16 protein-coding genes, 1 pseudogene and 1 riboswitch are annotated in these 17,704 nt (G+C 69.0%); of the genes and pseudogenes, 7 read left to right on the top strand and 10 right to left on the bottom strand.

Annotated elements, in window-relative coordinates:
* The first annotated feature begins 25 nt into the window (after positions 1 to 25).
* From AB0E69_RS34535 to AB0E69_RS34525, 3 genes are all read left to right on the top strand, one after another.
* A complete protein-coding gene (locus AB0E69_RS34535; protein ID WP_360156085.1) occupies positions 26 to 1,288 on the top strand; it encodes an extracellular solute-binding protein in 1,263 nt (420 codons plus the stop codon).
* Positions 1,289 to 1,398: 110 nt separating this feature from the next.
* On the top strand, positions 1,399 to 2,229 hold the full coding sequence (locus tag AB0E69_RS34530; RefSeq protein WP_360156082.1) for a sugar ABC transporter permease: 831 nt from the start codon (positions 1,399 to 1,401) through the stop codon (positions 2,227 to 2,229).
* Positions 2,229 to 3,101, top strand: a complete 873-nt coding sequence (locus AB0E69_RS34525; RefSeq protein ID WP_360156079.1) for a carbohydrate ABC transporter permease — start codon at positions 2,229 to 2,231, stop codon at positions 3,099 to 3,101. Before AB0E69_RS34530 ends, AB0E69_RS34525 begins: the two co-directional genes overlap by 1 nt.
* Before the next feature lie 1,092 nt (positions 3,102 to 4,193).
* Here the strand turns inward: AB0E69_RS34525 and AB0E69_RS34520 are convergent.
* Positions 4,194 to 5,159, bottom strand: a complete 966-nt coding sequence (locus AB0E69_RS34520; protein WP_360156076.1) for an LLM class flavin-dependent oxidoreductase — start codon at positions 5,157 to 5,159, stop codon at positions 4,194 to 4,196.
* 94 nt (positions 5,160 to 5,253) lie between these two features.
* Between AB0E69_RS34520 and AB0E69_RS34515 the strand changes: the two genes are divergently transcribed.
* The 3 genes from AB0E69_RS34515 (at position 5,254) to AB0E69_RS34505 (ending at position 8,802) form a co-directional block, all read left to right on the top strand.
* Positions 5,254 to 6,375 (top strand): enolase C-terminal domain-like protein, encoded by a 1,122-nt coding sequence (locus AB0E69_RS34515; protein WP_360156073.1) that lies wholly within the window; start codon positions 5,254 to 5,256, stop codon positions 6,373 to 6,375.
* A gap of 11 nt (positions 6,376 to 6,386) precedes the next feature.
* A complete protein-coding gene (locus AB0E69_RS34510) occupies positions 6,387 to 7,337 on the top strand; it encodes a dihydrodipicolinate synthase family protein (protein ID WP_360156070.1) in 951 nt (316 codons plus the stop codon).
* Between the two features lie 241 nt (positions 7,338 to 7,578).
* The gene (locus tag AB0E69_RS34505; protein WP_360156067.1) at positions 7,579 to 8,802 is read left to right on the top strand and encodes a hypothetical protein; all 1,224 of its coding nucleotides are present in this window, start codon (positions 7,579 to 7,581) and stop codon (positions 8,800 to 8,802) included.
* Positions 8,803 to 9,146: 344 nt separating this feature from the next.
* Here the strand turns inward: AB0E69_RS34505 and AB0E69_RS34500 are convergent.
* The 6 genes and pseudogenes from AB0E69_RS34500 to AB0E69_RS34475 form a co-directional block, all read right to left on the bottom strand.
* Positions 9,147 to 9,543, bottom strand: a pseudogene (locus AB0E69_RS34500) (IS481 family transposase); the annotation flags it as partial.
* Positions 9,544 to 9,992: 449 nt separating this feature from the next.
* Complete coding sequence (locus AB0E69_RS34495; RefSeq protein WP_360156064.1) at positions 9,993 to 11,417, bottom strand: DUF222 domain-containing protein; 1,425 nt, start codon at positions 11,415 to 11,417, stop codon at positions 9,993 to 9,995.
* A gap of 64 nt (positions 11,418 to 11,481) precedes the next feature.
* Positions 11,482 to 12,480, bottom strand: coding sequence for a zinc-dependent alcohol dehydrogenase family protein (locus AB0E69_RS34490; protein ID WP_360156061.1), 999 nt, complete (start codon positions 12,478 to 12,480; stop codon positions 11,482 to 11,484).
* Positions 12,481 to 12,494: 14 nt separating this feature from the next.
* A complete protein-coding gene (locus AB0E69_RS34485) occupies positions 12,495 to 12,770 on the bottom strand; it encodes a ubiquitin-like small modifier protein 1 (RefSeq protein WP_360156058.1) in 276 nt (91 codons plus the stop codon).
* Positions 12,767 to 14,026 (bottom strand): threonine synthase, encoded by a 1,260-nt coding sequence (gene thrC / locus AB0E69_RS34480; protein ID WP_360156055.1) that lies wholly within the window; start codon positions 14,024 to 14,026, stop codon positions 12,767 to 12,769. The genes AB0E69_RS34485 and thrC overlap by 4 nt, the downstream gene beginning before the upstream one ends.
* Positions 14,027 to 14,039: 13 nt before the next feature.
* Positions 14,040 to 14,179, bottom strand: a riboswitch (SAM riboswitch).
* Between the two features lie 113 nt (positions 14,180 to 14,292).
* Positions 14,293 to 15,240: a DNA-3-methyladenine glycosylase 2 family protein gene (locus AB0E69_RS34475; RefSeq protein WP_360156053.1), complete on the bottom strand. Its 948-nt coding sequence runs from the start codon at positions 15,238 to 15,240 to the stop codon at positions 14,293 to 14,295.
* A gap of 46 nt (positions 15,241 to 15,286) precedes the next feature.
* On the opposite strand from AB0E69_RS34475, the gene AB0E69_RS34470 reads away from it, so the two are divergent.
* Positions 15,287 to 15,754, top strand: coding sequence for a hypothetical protein (locus AB0E69_RS34470; protein WP_360156050.1), 468 nt, complete (start codon positions 15,287 to 15,289; stop codon positions 15,752 to 15,754).
* On the opposite strand, the gene otsB is transcribed toward AB0E69_RS34470, so the two are convergent.
* The 3 genes from otsB to AB0E69_RS34455 are packed head-to-tail and all read right to left on the bottom strand — an operon-like array spanning position 15,720 to position 17,520.
* Positions 15,720 to 16,553, bottom strand: a complete 834-nt coding sequence (gene otsB / locus AB0E69_RS34465; protein WP_360156047.1) for a trehalose-phosphatase — start codon at positions 16,551 to 16,553, stop codon at positions 15,720 to 15,722. The two genes, AB0E69_RS34470 and otsB, sit on opposite strands and share 35 nt — an antisense overlap.
* Positions 16,550 to 17,188 (bottom strand): LytR C-terminal domain-containing protein, encoded by a 639-nt coding sequence (locus tag AB0E69_RS34460; protein ID WP_360156044.1) that lies wholly within the window; start codon positions 17,186 to 17,188, stop codon positions 16,550 to 16,552. The genes otsB and AB0E69_RS34460 overlap by 4 nt, the downstream gene beginning before the upstream one ends.
* 26 nt (positions 17,189 to 17,214) lie before the next feature.
* Positions 17,215 to 17,520, bottom strand: coding sequence for a DUF3263 domain-containing protein (locus AB0E69_RS34455; RefSeq protein WP_360156041.1), 306 nt, complete (start codon positions 17,518 to 17,520; stop codon positions 17,215 to 17,217).
* Positions 17,521 to 17,704: the final 184 nt, after the last annotated feature.

Below are 17,704 nucleotides of genomic sequence, written 5' to 3'. Positions count from 1 at the left end.
CGAAGTCCGACACCCTGGGGGTGCGATGAAATCGTCCGTCCGCCGCATCGCGGCACCACTCACGGCACTCGTGCTGGCCGCCGCGCTCGGTTCCTGCGGGGGCAGCGACTCCGGCTCGTCGGCGAAGAAGAGCGTCACGCTCTGGATGTACCCGGTGATCGCCGACCAGGCGGCCAGCGACGCGTACTGGAAGGAGGTCGAGACCGACTTCGAGGCGGCCAACTCGGGCATCGACCTCAAGATCGAGGCGCAGCCGTGGGCCAAGCGCGAGGAGAAGGTCTCGGCCGCGTTCTCCGGCAAGAAGGGCCCGGACGTCCTGCTGATGATCCCGGACCAGATCCCGCAGTACGTCGCGAACGGGTCGCTCACGCCGGTCGACGACGTGGTGGCGCCGGAGAAGGACAAGTTCCTGCCGGCGGCGATTCCGGGGCTGACCGTCGACGGCAAGGTGTACGGCGTACCGATCTATCACACCGTCACCACGACGATGTACAACAAGACGGCGCTGACCAAGGCCGGGATCAGCAAGCCGCCGGAGACCTGGGACGAGATCAAGACCGCGGCGCCGAAGCTGAAGGCGGCCGGGTTCTCCACGCTGGACTACTCGGCCTCGCCGGAGGCCACGCTGAACCTGAACTTCTACCCGCTGCTCTGGCAGGCCGGTGGCAAGGTGTTCGCGGACGACGGCAAGTCGGTCGCGTTCAACCAGCCGCCGGGGGTGGACGCGCTGACGTTCCTGAAGACGCTGTGGGACGAGGATGCGATTCCGAGGAGTGCGCTGACCAACGGGAACGTGCTCGCCGACCAGCCGATGGGCAAGGGCCAGGTCGCGATGGGGTTCACGAACACGGCGGCCGATGCGGCGACGGTCGCGAAGACGTGGGGTGCCGGGAACGTCGAGATCGGCGCGCCGCTGACCGGGAAGAAGCAGGCCGGTTACGGCATCCCCGGCGGGCTGGTGCTGAACGCGGCGTCGGCGAACACGGACGCGGGGAAGAAGTTCCTGTCGTTCATGATCCAGCCGGCCCAGCTCGACGCGCTGAGCAAGGCGTCCGGGTTCTTCTCCCCCCGCACCGACACCGCGGTGAAGCCGGCCGACGCGACCGCGCAGAAGTTCGCCGACGCGCTCCAGTACGCCGTACCCGGTGAGCCCAACCCGGCCGCTCGCCAGATCATGTCGCTCCTCGCCACCGAGATCCAGGCTGTCCTCACCGGCAAGAAGCAACCTCAGCAGGCCCTCAACGACGCCGCCAAACAGTCCAATGACCTGCTCGCGAGACAACGTTGACCAACCCCAGCCAGTCCCCGGACACGGATCGGGCGGGATCCGTGTCCGGCCGGCCGGGGCGGCGCGGGCCATTGCGGCGTGGGTTACGGCGGCGTCCTTGGGTCGGGTTGTTGTTCGTCGCACCGATGCTGGTGCTGTTCCTGCTGTTCAGGTTTCTGCCGGTGGTCGGGGCTTTTCTGCTCAGCCTCACGGACTACCGGTTGAGTGGTAAATGGGATTTCATTGCCCTCGACAACTACACACGGCTGGTGCAGGACAGCATCTTCCACGAGGCGTTGCTGGTCACCCTGCTCTACACCGTGATCTTCGTCCCGCTCACCGTGCTGCTGTCGCTCGGGACCGCCATGCTGCTCCACCAGGCCGTCTGGCAGCGCGGCTTCTTCCGTGGTGTCTTCTTCCTGCCGTACGTGACGAGCATCGTCCTCGCCGCCGTCATCTGGAAATGGATCTACAACGCCCAGGACGGCCTCCTCAACGCCGCCCTCGGCCTGGTGAACCTCGGCCCGGTCGACTTCCTCGGCCAGTCCGGCACCGTGCTCCCGTCCATCGCGGTCACCTCCGCCTGGAAGGGCTTCGGCTACTCGATGCTGATCCTGCTGGCCGGCCTCCAGGCCGTCCCGAAGTCGTACCTCGAAGCCGCCATGATCGACGGCGCCGGCAGCTGGCAGCGGTTCCGCTTCATCACGCTTCCGCAGCTCCGCCCGATCCTGTTCTTCGTGCTCGTGATCGAGACCATCGGCGCATTCCAGGTCTTCGACGCGATGTACGTGATGACCGGCGGCGGCCCGGTCCGCTCCAGCTACTCGCTCGTGTACTTCCTGTACGACAGCGGGTTCAAGTACTTCGACTTCGGCTACGCCAGCGCGATCGGCCTGGTGCTGTTCCTGATCGTCCTGATCGTCTCGCTCGTCCAGCGACGCCTGGTCGGAAGGGACGCCTGATGGTCAACGTGCTCGACCGCCCGCCGGTCAAAGAGCTGACCGAGTCCCGCGCCGCCGGCCGCCGCCCGGTCGCCCGCCTCACCCTGCCGACGCTGCTCGCCCTGACCGCGATCGTCACCGTCGTCCCGTTCGTGGCCATGGTCCTGGTCGCCTTCACCCCGCCGAGCGGCCAGATCTTCCCCGACGCGCTGAACCCGGCCAACTTCAGCCTGGAGAACTTCTCCCACGTGCTCGCCAGCTCGGACATCCCGCGCTGGACGGTCAACTCGCTGCTCTATTCGCTCGTCTCCGTCGTCTGCGTGCTGCTGTTCTCGTCGATGGCCGGGTACGCGTTCGCGAAGAAGAAGTTCCCCGGCCGGGAGATCATGTTCTGGGCCTTCCTGGCCACGCTGATGGTCCCGTTCCAGGCGACGCTGATCCCGTCGTACATCCTGGTCTCGCGGCTGGACTGGGTGGACAGCTACTGGGGCCTGATCGTCCCGACGCTGGCCAACTCGCAGGCCGTGTTCCTGATGCGCCAGTTCATCAGCCAGCTCCCGGACGAGCTCTTCGAGGCCGCCGAGATCGACGGCGCCCCGGAGTGGCGGATCTTCACCACGATCGTGCTGCCGCTGATCCGTCCGGTGCTAGCGACGCTCGGCATCTTCGTCTTCCTCTGGCACTGGAACGACTTCCTCTGGCCGCTCGTCATCGGCCAGTCCGGCAAGATGCAGACCCTCACCGTCGGCCTGGCCACCCTGCAGACGCAGGCCGTCCCCATCAACGAGGTGATGGCCGGTGCGACCATCACGGTCGTCCCCAGCCTGCTGGTCTTCGGCCTCCTGCAGCGGTACCTGACCGACAGCATCGCCATGTCCGGCCTCAAGGCCTGAGTGCAGCGCGCGGTACTCGCGCACCGGGTGGTAGCGGTCGTACAGCATGGTCAGGATGCTGACCAGGAAGATGAAGAACAGGGTGTCGGTCAGCGGCAGGGCGCGGTTGCCCCGCGCCAGCAGGACGTCGGCCACGACGACCAGGAGGACGTTGGTCAGCAGGACGGTGACGAACGAGAGTACGGCGGAGTCCCAGCCGTAGCCGCGGCGCGCGCCCCACAGGCCGATCGCCGAGTTCAGCACCACGAACACCGCGATGCCCGCGAAAAGCTGGACACCGCTGACCTGAACGCCCGGCAGCACGCTCCCGTAGATCACGCTGGTCAGCCCGATCAGCACGATCTTCTCCAGGGCCGCCCCGTCGATCACCCGGTTGTGCGCCGCCCGGTACGCCGCGCGCTCGCTGGCCTCGTCCATCTCCACCGGCAGCCGGTCGGCGCGCAGCCTGAGCTGCCAGTCGGGCGGCCGGAGCCGCGGCCGGACCACGAACCACAGCACCGCCGCCAGCACGAGCAGGGCCGCGATCAGCGCCGGCAGGAACCACGAGACGTCCCGGATCGTGTCGGTCACGTCCAGCTCGAGGATGTGGATCCAGGTCTCCTGCGGCAGCTTGACGAAGATCCAGATCCCGGCCGCGACCTTGATCCAGAACCGCATCCCGTAGCGCAGCGGGTTCCGCCGGCTCCGCACGCCCTCGTAGGCGATGAAGAAGTACTCGAACGTGTTCGGGAACACGAGTAGCAGGAACCGCAGCCCGGTGAGCTCGAACAGCACCACCCCGACCTGCCGGTAGTAGAACAGGAACCGCGAGATCTGGGACGCCGGCGGGCTTTGCCAGTTCCGCAAGCTCGCCAGGTACGCGATCGACAGGTAGAACGTGTCCATCGCCTTGTCGTAGCTCTGGTAGTTCGACGGCACCACACCGAAGATCTGGAAGATCGTCTCATCCACTCCGTCGAGCAGCAGGCACCCGACAATCGCCGGCAGCGGGTACCGGAGGATCAGCAGCGGCAGGGCGAAGCGCGCCAGTACTACCGCCCAGAAGACCGCCATCCGCCCACCTCCTGACGGCAGGCTACGACTCCGGGCCGGTTAGAGCAGCGCCCCGAAGGCCTCGATCGACTTGAGGGCGTCGGCCTGGGGCATGCCGGGCGGCTGGAGGCGGAGAATGATCCCGTTGGCGCCCATGGCGTCGTACTGGGCCAGGCGCTCGGCGCACTCGGCCTGGGAGCCGATGACGCTGCGGTTGGTGATGTCGTCCCAACCCTGGGTGTAGCGGGAGACGTCGGTGGAGGTGCGCTTCCAACCGGTGTACGCGTCGTACAGGTCGCGGAGCGGCTCCTCCAGCGCGGCGCGGGCGGCCTGGGTCGTCGGAGCGCAGTACCCCTCGCGGCAGAGGATGACCTCCTGGCCGAGGCTTTGCGGGCCGCGAGGGTACGCCAGGTACTCCGCGATCTTCGCCGGCAGGTCGGCGTCGAGCTCGTTGAAGGACGTGGTCCAGCCGTCGCACATCCGGGCCGTGCGCTCGAGTACGGCGGACACGCGGCCGCCGTTCCAGATCCGCGGGCGTGGGCTCTGCACCGGGCGGGGCGAGAGGTACGCCTCGCTGATGCTGGTGAACTTGCCGTCGTACGTCACCTCCTCCTCGGTCCACAAGCGGGTCAGGATCTCCAGCCCGTCCTCGAACCGGCGGACCCGCTCGGCCTGCGTCACGCCGTACAGCGCGAACTCCTCCGGGCGGTACCCGAGCACAAACCCGGCCGTCAGCCGGCCGCCGGACAGGACGTCGAGGTGCGCCAGCGTCTCCGCGAGCAGGACCGGGTCGTAGAGCGGTACGACGATGCCCGCGGTCGCGATTCCGATCGTCGACGTGTGCGCCGCCAGCCAGGTCATCGAGGTGAGGATCTCGTGGTACCCGGGCCGGTGCAGGTGCCGCTCGCCGAGCACGATCCAGTCGAATCCGGCCTGCTCGGCCAGTCGCGCCTGCTCGACCGCGTCCGCCAGCCGCGGGCGCTCGTCCGGGGTGCCGTAGAGGTTCAGATAGAGACCCAGCCGCATCGGTGTGCCACCTTCCGTTGACAGAGAGCACTCGCGGTATTTACGGTCTTGACCGTAAATGGTTTTAGCTCAGATTGCGACCTGAGGAGCCGGAATGAGTGTTGCATCTGACGAACCTGTCGCCTTCCCCGGCTCACCCGCCGCCCGGGCCGTCAGCGCGATCAAGACCCGGGTGGTGAGCGCGCGGTACCTCCGGCCGTTCCAGATCAGCAGCGGGATCAGCACCGAGCTGGTCAGCCTGGTGGTCGAGGTGCACACCGCGGACGGCGCGATCGGGATCGGCGAGACGTCACCGATGACGGCGTACACCGGTGAGACGCTCGCGGGCGTCACCGCTGCCATCGAGGACCACCTGGCCCCGGCCCTGATCGGCCGCGACCCGCTGGACCGAGCCGGTGCGCACGTGGTGATGGACGCCGTACTGCGCGGTCAGTCGGTGGCCAAGGCCGGTCTGGACATTGCCCTTTACGACCTGGCCGGGAGGATCAGCGGCTGGCCGGTGCATGCCGTCCTCGGTGGCAGTGTGCGCGACCGCGTGCAGACCACCTGGGTCGTCGGCCTCGGGACGCTCGACGAGATGGCTGCCGAGGCCGCGGAGTACGCCGGTCGCGGGTTCCGGCACCTGAAGGTCAAGGGCGGCCAGGACCCGGCCAAGGACCTGGAGCTGATCCGCGCCGTCCGGGACGCCATCCCCGCCGACGCCGAGCTGTGCCTGGACGCCAACGAGGGGTACGACGCCACGACCGCGCTGCCGTACCTGGCCAAGATGACCGATGCCGGCATGACGCTTCTCGAGCAGCCGCTGCCGCGCTGGGACCTGACCGGGCTCGTCCGGCTCCGCGAGCGTCTCGACGTACGGCTGATGGTCGACGAGAGCATGCACTCGCTGCACGACGCCATGGAGATCGCGCGGCGCGGAGCGGCCGACGTACTGAACATCAAGATCCTCAAGGTCGGCGGGCTGCACCGCGCGCTGCAGATCGCCAACGTCGCGGAGGCGGCGGGGCTGGCGGTGAAGGTAGGCTCGATGCCGGAGCTGGGCGTGGCGACGCTGGCCGCCGTACACCTGGCCGCGGCCGTCCCCGGTGCCACCGTCGCGGCTGACCTGGTCGGGCCGCTGATGGTCGACGAGGACCCGCTGGCACCGTCCGTGTTCGCCGACTGCGACGGGTGGATCGACGTACCGCAGGGCCCGGGGCTCGGGCACGAGGTCTGAGAGGGGTCAGGATGCACGCGTTGGTCTCGCAGCTCCGTGGCACTGTGCTGCCGGCCGTTGCCACTCCGATGGACGCTTCCGGAGTCGTCGCTTACGACGCTCTGGGTTCTTATGCGAGTGCTTTGGCTTCGGGGCCGATCGGTGGGCTCGCGGTGTGGGCGCACACGGGGCGTGGGCTGTACCTGTCGGCGGGCGACCGGGCTCGGGTGCTGGCGACGTGGCGGCAGGCTACTTCGTTGCCGGTGGTTGCGGGGGTCGGCGTACCACGGTCTTCGGCGGCGCACTCGCTCGCTGAGGCCGCTGACGCGACCGTGGCGATGGCGCGGCAGGCTGCTGATGGTGGTGCGGACGCTGTGATGGTCTACCCGCTGGCGGGGCTCGCGGCGCTGCCGGACGGACACGCCCAGGCCGTCGCGCTGCACGAGCGGGTCGCCTTGGAGAGCGGGCTGCCGCTGGTCGGTTTCTACCTGCACGGCGAGGCTGGTGGGTATCCGTACCCGCCGGCGTTGATCCGGGACCTGCTGGCGCTGGACGCGATGCTCGGGGTGAAGACGGCGACGCTGGACCGGGCCATCGGGTGTCAGGACGCCCTGTCGGCCGGCCGCTCCTCCGGCAAGCTGCTCATCACCGGCGAGGACCGCATGTATGGTCCGTCGTTCATGTGGGGCGCTGACACGGCCCTGGTGGGCATTGCGGCGGCACAGGTCTCGTTGTCGGTCGACGTACTGCGTGCTTGGACGTCGGGCGACCACGGTGGCTTCCTGGCCGCATCCGAGCGGCTGGACCGGTTCGCTGCGGCGACCTTCTACGCGCCGATCGAGGGGTACGTACAGCGGATGCTCTGGGCGGCCGAGTGGGAAGGGCTGGTGCCCGCCGAGGCCGCCCACGACCCGTACGGACCCGACCTGCCGGCGAGCGAGCGCGCCGCGGTGGTGCGCTGCCTCGAGGAGCTCACCACCTAGGGCGTGTCTCCCAATTCCACGCCGTAGTCCGCGGGTCGCCGCACCCGGGTGGGGACGCGGGGCGTGGAACGCTCCCTCCGTCGCTCCACACACCGTTGCCCGGGTTGCCGGCAATTGTGGTCTTGACCGAAATTAAATGAGTTGGGCCGGAACGTCAAGACCTTTGCGGCTGCTGCGCTATCCTCCGAGTTGAGGGCCAGACCAGAAGTCGTCGAAGGAGTGCCGTGATCAGGATGGACCGATGACACTCACGGTCGGCGTCATCGGGCCCGAGGACCTGGTCGAACGCGTCACCGCGGTCGGCCCGCCGAGCGGGGCGGTGCTGCAGCCGCTTCCGTACCGGCACGAGACCGAGGCGGTCTCGCTGGTCTCCGCGGCGGAGGTCGACGCGTTTCTGTTCACCGGCGTGGTCCCGTACACGATCGCGACCGAGGCGGGGGTGATCGACCGGCCGGCGATGTACGTCTCGTACGACGGGGCGACGCTGCTGCGGGCGCTGGTCGAGCTGCTGCGGCTGGGGCACAACGTCACGCAGTTCTCGATCGACACGCTGCGGCGGTCCGAAGTACTTGAGACGCTGATCGAGGCGAAGCTGCCGACGGAGCAGATCCACGTGCTGCCGTACCGGCCGGGGCTGACGTCGGACGACATCGTGGCGTTTCATCGGGCGGCGCGGGAGAAGCACGACACGAAGGTGGCGATCAGCTGCCTGGGGTCCGCGTTTCATCTGCTGGAGAACGAGATGCCGTCGGTGCGGCTCGCGCCCTCGCGGTACTCGATCCGCTCGACGTTGCAGGCTCTGGTGCTGACCACGACGGGTCAGCATGTCGGCGATGCGCAGGTCGTGCTCGGCGTGATCGACGTACCGTCGCCTGACGACGCCCTCGCCGCCGACCTGATCACGCTGGGCGGCAGCCTCGCCACGCTGTCCGACGGGCGCTACCTGGTCGTCACTACACGCGGCCTCTTGGAGCAGGCGACCGACCAGTTCACCCGGCTCCCGCTGTTGGACGTGCTATCCGCCCGCCACCCCACCGCGTACGTCGGCTTCGGCGTAGGCCGCACGGCCGCCGAAGCCGAGGCCCTGGCCCGCCGAGCCACCAGCCGAGCGGCTTCCATCGGCACCGTCGCCGGCGTGATCTCCATGTCCGACGACGTGGAAATCGTCATCGAACCCACCCCCGGCCCCAACCCAACCCACGCCACGCCTGGGCGCGACAGCCTCCCCCTGCTGGCCCGTCGAGTAGGCCTCAACACCCAAACCCTCGCGCGCATGCGAGAACTGACCGCCACCCTCCCCGACGGCCTCACCACCCAGGACGTAGCCGACCACCTAGCCGTCCAACTCCGCACCGCCCGCCGAGTCCTCAAACGCCTAGAACGAGCCGGCCTAGCCGCCCCCACCGGCACCCAACAACACGGCCGAACCGGCCGCCCACCCACCGTCTACCTCATCAGGCTCTAACAGCCCCACGCACGCTACGCAGCCGCTACGCTCCTCACCGCGCCCACTCCGCGAACTCCCACCCCCCCCGGCTCAGCGCCGTACCTCCGGCTTCCGCCGGACCCCAGCCGCCTACCGCCGGCGAGCTGCTCGCTACCGCTCGCGGGCGACTACCGCGTGGCGACGCCAAGCCCGATCCACCCGCGCCAACCGCAACGCACTCCGCTCGCCCGCTACGCCAGCGCTCCGACCACGCAAGACCTGCGCGAGCCGCCCGCGAACTACTCAGCCGAGGGCTGCCCCGCCGGTATTGGCCTTCCGTCGCGTGCCGGGCATGGCTGTCACGCGGCTGTGGGTGGGTTGTTGGGCCGGGTCTTCTTGGGGATGCTGCCAAGCTCGAAGCAGGCGCCGCGCCGTAGGTTGGAGCGGGTAGACGAGCCGTTGTCGGACAGGTCCCGTTCGATGCGGGTGATGCCGCGCCCCGCGAACCAGGCCACGGCACGGCGCAGGACTGCGCTGGCAGTTGCACCGGTCTCGTCGTCGTGGATTTCGGCGTCGGCGACGCGGGAGTGGTCGTCGATGCCATCAGGGGACGGTGTGGACGTAGCTGATGCTCAGTTTCTTCACGTCGACATGCAGCATCGCGCCGGGGTATGGGTGTTCCGAGCGGCGAATCGTCTCGCCGCTATGCCGGTCGAGGTGCGATAGTCGGTTCAGCCGGCACCTGATCAGTACGGCCCGCACGGTCGAGATCGAGACACCCCGCCAGGTCCGCCAGCTAGATCGGCGCGTACCTGTGGCGCGCCGCGGAGGCTGACGATGCGTCCGCCACGACCGGGATATGCATGGGTGGATGGTGCGACCGCGACGACCGATCCGTCGTACCCGCCTGTCCGAGCTCGCGGTACAGCTGCAACCCACCGTTTCGCGGTCAGCCCGCGACCGGCAAACGAGCACGAGGCGTCGAAGCAGCACCACCTCAGTTGATGCGGTCGCCTGCACCACTCGAGCAGACCGCAGACGTGCCGGCTACGCAAGCTCCTCCGTCGTCCGCTACGCCCGCTCTCCGACCCGGCACGACCTGCGCGGCGCCCGCGAACTGCGCGGCCGGGGACTGTCCCACGGCGACATCGCCGCCGCCGTCACGGAGGCGGCCCGGCATTGGCGGTTGCGTCGCGTGCCGGGACCGGCCGGCGCGGCCGTTGGGTGGGTTATAGGGCGCGCGCGGGTATCGGGTCCCATGGGATGGGAAGCACGGTGGTGGGTTTGAGGTTTGTTGGGGCCGGTCTCTCGCCCCAGATGGCGAGGGTTGCGGGCTCGTGAGGGGTCAGGGCGTTGGGTGAGGCGGTCTGTGGGGCTGGTCGTGGGATCGGGGGTTGCGGTCGGACGCGGGCGCTGTCGGCGCGGCGGCGACGATCTTCCAGCGGTGGGTCTGCCCAGGTTGGGCGGGCTACCTGCACCTGGCCGTTGGTGATAGCGATGGTCCATTCGCCGGCGTGGATGGCGAGGTGGTGGCGGCGGCAGAGCAGGGCCAGGTTGTCGACCGAGGTCGTGCCGCCGTCGATCCATGAGGTCAGATGGTGTGCGTCGCAGGCGATGGGTGGTGCGCCGCAGACGACGCATCCCTTGTCGCGCGCGTTGAGAGCACGGCGCATCGCGCGGGTCACCAGGCGCTCGGAGCGGCCCACGTCCAAGGGTTCAGAATGGGAGCCGAGCACCAGCGGGATCACCCGAGCGTCGCAGGCGAGCCGCCGGATCGTCGCCGCCGAGAGGCCCTCACCGTAGACGGTGTCGCCGATCGCCTTCGGAGTTGCCGACTTCAGGTCTTCGAGATCGATGGTGACGGTGATGTTCGCCTTGGCGCCGAAGCCCGGCACGTCGCTGGAGCTGCCGGGCACAGCTGCCGTGCCGGCATCCAGGGCACCGGCAGCCACCGTGAGCGCAGCCGTCAACGCATCCGCCTGACGCTTCTCCCGCGGACGCGGATCCAGCTCGCCGTCAGCAGTCTTGTGCGGCCGAGCACCAGCATGGATCAGTGAGCGCAGCAGCTCGGCGTTCTCGTTCGCAAGGTAGCCGCGGAACTTCACGCCCCGGTCGGCGACACTCAACGTCAGGCTCTCCCGCGCGTACGCCTTCTGCTCTTCAGGCTCAGGCCCATCGGTGTCCAGCAGATCCCGGACACGCTCCCCCGCCCGCCGCAGCTCAGCCGGCGACAAATGCCGAGCCAAACCAACCAGCTCCCGCTCCGCGACATTCACATCTTCCACTGCGACCGTCACCGGCACCTTCTCGAGCGCGGTAACGATCACCTCGGCCTGCGCCGGACGGAGCACCACGGCAGCACCAGAATCGGCGGGATCCGGCAACGCAGCCGACACCGCGCTGTACTTCGGCAACGCCTGTGCCAACCGCACATCCCGCCGGGCACGCGCCCGGTCCAGCCGGTAACGATATTCGAGCAGCTGCTCGGTATCGTGCGCACCGATCTCACCAGCGTGACCGACCTCGTCCAGCCCCGCGATCAGCTGCAAACGATAGGTTTCCAGCCGGGCAAGCTCAGCTTCCACCGTGTCGAGAGTCGCGAGCAACTCGCTCCCACCCATCGACCAGACGGCCCGCTCACCCAACGATTCCATACCCCGACTCTAGACACCCCCACCGACAGTTTCCAAAGCCAGAAACCCCTTTGTTTCAAGGGGTTCAGGGCACGATGACCGTTACGCCGGCTGGGGTGCCGTTGGTGAGGGCGGTGAGGGCGGTGGGGGTTTCGTCGAGGGTGATAGTGCGGGTGATCAGGTTGGCGGGGGTTAGGTTGCCTGCGGCAACTAGTGTGAGCATTTCGGGGTAGGCGTGGGCGGGCATGCCGTGCGAGCCGAGCCATTGGAGTTCTTGGGAGATCAGGCGGCCGACGTCCAGTTGTACGCCGGTGGGGAGGAGGCCGATCTGGAGGTGGCGGCCTCGGGGCGCAAGATGTTCGAGGGCTTGCTGGATCAGTTCGTTGGAGCCCAGGGCGTCGACGGTTACGTGGAAGCGTTCGGTGGTGAGGGCTTCGGGGGTGGCGGTGTGGGTGGCGCCTTGTTGGTGGGCGAGGTGTAGGGCTGCTGGGTTGGTGTCGATGGCGGTGACCTCTGCGCCCAGGGCGGCGGCGATCATGACGGCGGAGAGGCCTACGCCGCCGCAGCCGAAGATGGCTACTTGTTCGCCTTCGCGGACGCGGCCGACGTGGTGGATGGCTCGGAAGGAGGTCGCGAAGCGGCAGCCGAGGCCAGCGGCGGTCGTGAAGGGCATGTCGTCGGGGAGGCGGACGAGGTTGACCTGGGCGTACGGGATGGCTACGTATTCGGCGTACGAGCCCCAGTAGTTGAAGCCGGGCTGGAGCTGGTTCGGGCAGACCTGGTGGTTGCCGGAGAGGCACTGCTCGCACCTGCCGCAGGCACAGATGAAGGGCGTCGTGACGCGGTCGCCTACCGACCAGCCGCTCACTCCCGCACCCAAGGCGGCGATGGTGCCCGCGAGTTCGTGGCCGGGGACGTGCGGGAGGACGATGTCGGGGTCGTGGCCCATCCAGCCGTGCCAGTCGCTGCGGCAGAGTCCGGTGGCCTCGACCTTCAGGACCACCGAACCCTCGGCCACCGCCGGTTCCGGAACCGAGCGAACCTCCGGCAGTTCGCCGTACTTCGTTACGACAACGGCACGCATGCCCGCATCGTAGGTCAGCCGCCGGCGACCGCGGGGATGATCGAGACCTGGCCGCCGTCCTTGATCTCGGTCTGCAGGCCGGAGGCGAAGCGGACGTCGTCGTCGTTCACGTAGACGTTGACGAAGCGGCGCAGTTCACCGGACTCGTCCAGGACGCGGGCCTTGATGCCGGGGTACGACGTGTCGAGGGAGTCCAGCACCTCGGTCAGCGTCGTGCCCTCGGCGGACACCTCGGACGCGCCCTGGGTGTACGGGCGCAGGATGGTCGGGACGCGGACGCTCACACTCACTGCAGGCCTGCCTTCACGAAGGCGTCGTACGACGCGGGGATGGTCACCTTCGGGCCGACCCGGTCTGCCACGGCGTCGAGCGTCTTCAGCCCGTCGCCGGAGTTGATGATCACGGTCTCGGCCTCGGGGTCGAGCTGCCCGGTCGCGATCAGCTTTTTCAGCGTCGCGACGGTCACCCCGCCAGCGGTCTCGGCGAAGATGCCCTCGGTCCGCGCCAGCAACTGGATGCCCTCGATGACCTCTTCGTCGCTGACGTCCTCGATCGCACCGTTGGTACGGCGGGCAACGTCCAGCACGTAAGGCCCGTCGGCCGGGTTCCCGATCGCGAGCGACTTCGCGATGGTGTCCGGCTTGACCGGCTTCACCACGTCGTGCCCGTCCCGGAAAGCCTGCGCCACCGGCGAGCACCCGGTCGCCTGCGCGCCGTACACCTTGTAGTCGGTGGCGTCGACCAGCCCGAGCTTGCCCAGCTCGGTGAAGCCCTTGTCGATCTTGGTCAGCTGCGACCCGGATGCGACCGGTACGACGATCTGCTCCGGCAGCCGCCAGCCGAGCTGCTCGGCGATCTCGAAGGCCAGCGTCTTCGAGCCTTCGGAGTAGTACGGCCGGACGTTGACGTTCACGAACGCCCAGCCCTCCTCCTCACCGGCGATCTCGGAGGCGAGCTTGTTCACGTCGTCGTAGTTGCCGTCGACGGCGACCAGCGTCCCGCCGTACACCGCGGTGGTGATGATCTTGGGCCGCTCGAGGTCCTGCGGAATGAAGACCACCGAGCGGATGCCGGCCCGCGCGGCCGCGGCTGCGACGGCGTTGGCCAGGTTGCCCGTCGAGGGGCAGGCGAAGACCTTCATGCCCAGCTCGCGGGTCGCGCTCAGCGCGGAGGCGACCACCCGGTCCTTGAAGGAGTGCGTCGGGTTGCCGGAGTCGTCCTTCACCCACAGCTTGCGCAGCCCGAGCTCGCGGGCCAGGTTGCCGGCGTCGACGAGCCGCGTGTACCCCGGCTCGGTGTTCGGGAAGCTCGCCACGTCGACCGGGACGGGGAGCAGCGGCTGGTACCGCCAGATGTTCTTCGGACCGGCCTCGATCTGCTCGCGGGTGATCGCCGGGTACTCGTACCCGACCTCGAGCGGACCGAAGCACTCCATACAGGCGTAGAACGGACCGAGCGGCGACTTCGCCCCACAGGCGCGACAGCTCAGGTGCGTACCGTTGCCGAAGGCACCTTCACGGATGGTGTGGGTGGCGGTCTGGCTCATGAGTGAGGTTCCCCTCTCATCTTCCCCGGGAGCCGGATCTCGGCGCGGGACGGATTTGGCACCGTTCCCTCGTTTTCGGCCCGGACGGGCGTACGACGGGGAGGGTTGCCGGGACGTCAACGGGCCGTTTCCCTCAGTCCCTCTGGATGAGCTGCCCCCGAGATTACCCAATCGGGTCCATATTGTGTCCTACGTTCCCACCATCCGAGACGCGCGATCTCAACCCGGACCCGATGGTCATCGGGTGAATCAGCCCGTGCCCAGGGCTACCTCAGGCGATGCGTGGCTCCCGGCGTGTGCGTGGGCAGCGCCTTGCGTGGGCCGAAGCGCGGGTGGCCGATCCCTGCCATCTCGATCAGCCGCTGCACGCGGAACCGATGCCCGCGGTACGGCTCGATCAGCTCGGCGCAGCCGTCGTCGTCCAGCTCCTCGCCGATCAAGGCGTAGGACACGTTGCGCGACACGTGATAGTCCGCGAAGGAGAACGCGTCCGCGTCGCCATGCGCCCGCTGCCGCACCTCAGCCGCCGTCCACACGCCCACCCCGGGCAGCGACCGCAGCCGCTGCTCGACCTCGGCACCGTCAGTCAACTCAAGCGTCCGCTCCAGCGCCTTCGCCCGCGTCGCCGCTGTCACGACCACCCGCGACCGCCGGTTTTCAACGCCGGCCCGCAGCCACATCCACGACGGGATCAGCCGCCACTCCTCCGGCGCCGGCGGCACCATCATCGGCCGCCCCGCAGGTCCACCCGGCCCCGGCGCGGGCTCGCCGTACGTCCGCAGCAGCACCCGCCAGGCCCGGAACGCCTCCTTGCCGGTCACCACCTGCTCGATCCCCGCGGCCGCCATCGCCTCGAACACCGCCCGCGACCGCGGCACCCGCAGATGCGGGAACCGCCGCGCCGCATCCACCAGCACCCTGTGCTCCGGCAGCGGCTCGAACCCGTCCCAGCTGTCCAGCTCCCCCAGCAGCTCCGGCACCCCGTCCAGCGCCCAGCCCGCGCCCGGTCCCCACGCCTCTGCCTCGACAGCTCCGGCGTACGGCGTCAACCGCAGCAGCACCGGCCCCTCCGGCGTCCGGGTCGCCCGCCACACCGTCCGCCGGCCGGCATCGAACACGTACGCCGGGTCGCCGGGCCCCTTACGCAACCCACCGATCACCGACTGCGGATCGACAACCCGCCCAGGCCGCCAGACCCGCACTCGCGAACTCACCCGCCAAGTCTTACCCACCGCGCCGACAAATCTCATACTGAGGTGCATGACGGCCTGGCAGCGGGTCAAACTCATCGGCAACTTCGTCAACCTCTCGACGCTCGCCGGCTTCCTGGTGTGCGCGCTCGGCCGCGCCACCCTGACCCGCGGCCCGCGCGGCCTGTTCTTCGCGAACGGCTACAAGCTCGGCTTTCCGGTCGCCGGCGCTTTCACCATCGGCAACGTGGTTCTCAGCAAACACGACCGCTCGTACTTCGACGACGCGCACCTCGTCCGGCACGAGGAGCGCCACTCCTGGCAGTACTTCTGCCTGCTCGGTCTCCCGATGCTCCCGCTGTACGTCGTCGCCGTGGTCGTCTCGTTCCTGCTCACCGGCGACACCGCCTCTCGCAACCCGTTCGAGCGGCTCGCCAGTCTCAAGGAGGGCGGGTACGTCGAACGCCCGATCCAGCCGCTCGGCAAGACCGTGACGCAGGCGTTCAGCGCGCTGAGATCGCGTCCGAAAGGGCCGTGAGCACGGTCACGACACCACTGGGGTCGTCCACCACGATGTCCGCCGCGTCGATCAGCTCGGTGGCGTCGGACGACCGCGTAGCGACCAGCACTGCGCGGAGACCGGTCTTGCGCTGCTCGTCGATCGCCCGGTACGCCGCCAAGTCGCCCAGGTCGTCACCGGCGTACAGGATCGAGCGCGCGCCGGTCGACTCGAGCAGGCGGGCGATCGCGACGCCCTTGTCGATACCGGGTGGTCGCAACTCGAGCACGAAGTTGCCCGGCTCCAGCCGTAGCTCGGTCTCCTCCGCCAGCGCCGTCAGAGGGCCACGCAGCAGCTCCAGCGCACCGGCCGGGTCCTCCAGCCGCCGCGTGTGCACAGCCAGCGAGCTGTCCTTGTCCTCCACGAACGCATCCGGTACGCCGACCTCGCGCAACAGGCCCGGCAACCTGTCACGAGCTGTCGCCACCCCAGCTGGTACGGGCGCGCTCGTCACCTTGCCGGTGGCAGCGTCCCAGCGCTCCAGACCGTAGTGGCCTAGCACGACGAGACTCTCCAGGCCGGGGTGCCTGCTCACACCGGACAGCTCAGTAGCCACCAACGCCGGCCGACCGGTGACGATGGCCACCTGCCGCACCGAGCGGGCCAGCCGGGCCAGGGCGTCCAGCGCGCCTTCTACCGGACGGGACCTGGCCGGATCCTCGACCAGCGGGGACAGCACGCCGTCGAAGTCCGACGAGATGACCGCGGTGGCCGGGTCGGAGACGATCGCCGCCCAGCCCTCGTGGCCGGCGTCCGTCTGGATGATCGGGGTACTCATCCGGCGTAATCCGAGGTGAGGATCACCGTCAGGCGGTCCTTCTTCATGTTGTCCAGCGCCTGCTTGCTCCGGGGGACGCCGAGGTCGCGGGCGAGCTGGTTGGCGGCATCCAGCATCCCGGGCGGGTAGTACACCGTGCTCTCGGCGACCTTGCCGTGCCAGTTGTCGACGCCGGCGACGGTCCAGCCGGCCTGCTTCGCGCGGCCGGCGACCTCGTCGGCCATGCCCTTGCGCGGCGTGTTGTTGTAGATCTCGATCGCGGGCCGCTCCTCCGCCGGGATGGTCACCGGGTTGGAGGCCGGCGGGTTCGGCGGTTGAGTGGTGTGCTCGGTGGTCTGCGGCGCCTGCGTGGGTTCGCTGGACGGGGGCTGGGTGGTCGGGGCAGTCGTCGGGGCAGTCGTCGGGGCGCTGGTCGACTTCGACGGCCGCGGGATGCTCGCGCCGACCGTCGACGGGCCGGTCGTCGGCTTCACGCTCGGCTTCGGCGTACCCGAACCGGACGTCTCCTTCGCCTCACTGTCGTGCCCGCGGGTCCCGAACAGCACCAGCAACCCGGCCAGGATCGCGACCACAGCGGCCACGGCGACGAGGGACGACAAGACCTGACCCTGGTCGCCCTGAGGGCGTGCAGTCACCCGGGACGCCCTACGGCGGGACATGCTCAGACCTCGATGCCCAGACGACGGGCCGAGCGGGCGCGCTGGCGGGCCGCGCGGAGGCGGCGCAGGCGCTTGACCAGCAGCGGGTCGTGCGCGAGGGCCTCCGGCCGGTCGATCAGCGCGTTCAGCACCTGGTAGTAACGGGTCGCCGACATCTGGAACTGGTCCCGGATCGCCTGCTCCTTGGCGCCGGCGTACTTCCACCAGTGCCGCTCGAAGGCGAGGATCTGCCCGTCGCGATCGGAGAGTCCCGCGGCCGGCGGCACAGCTTCGGCGGGGCCGGAAGAGCTGGCGTTGGCGCTGTCCATCTGCTGCTGACTCCTGTGCGGTCGGTGATCGTCCGTCCGGCTGCCACTCTACGTGCCGAACAACACCAATGTCATTCACCGCTCAGCCGACACGGTGCGTGTCGCTGACGAGGCAGCCGACCTACGTGGGATGGCGCGCGGCCACCACAGCCGACCTTAACCAACTCTGGCAGGATTCTGAGAG

This window comes from Kribbella sp. NPDC026611, assembly GCF_040638345.1.
Lineage (GTDB): Bacteria > Actinomycetota > Actinomycetes > Propionibacteriales > Kribbellaceae > Kribbella.
This window is presented reverse-complemented; position numbering and strand designations above follow the sequence as displayed.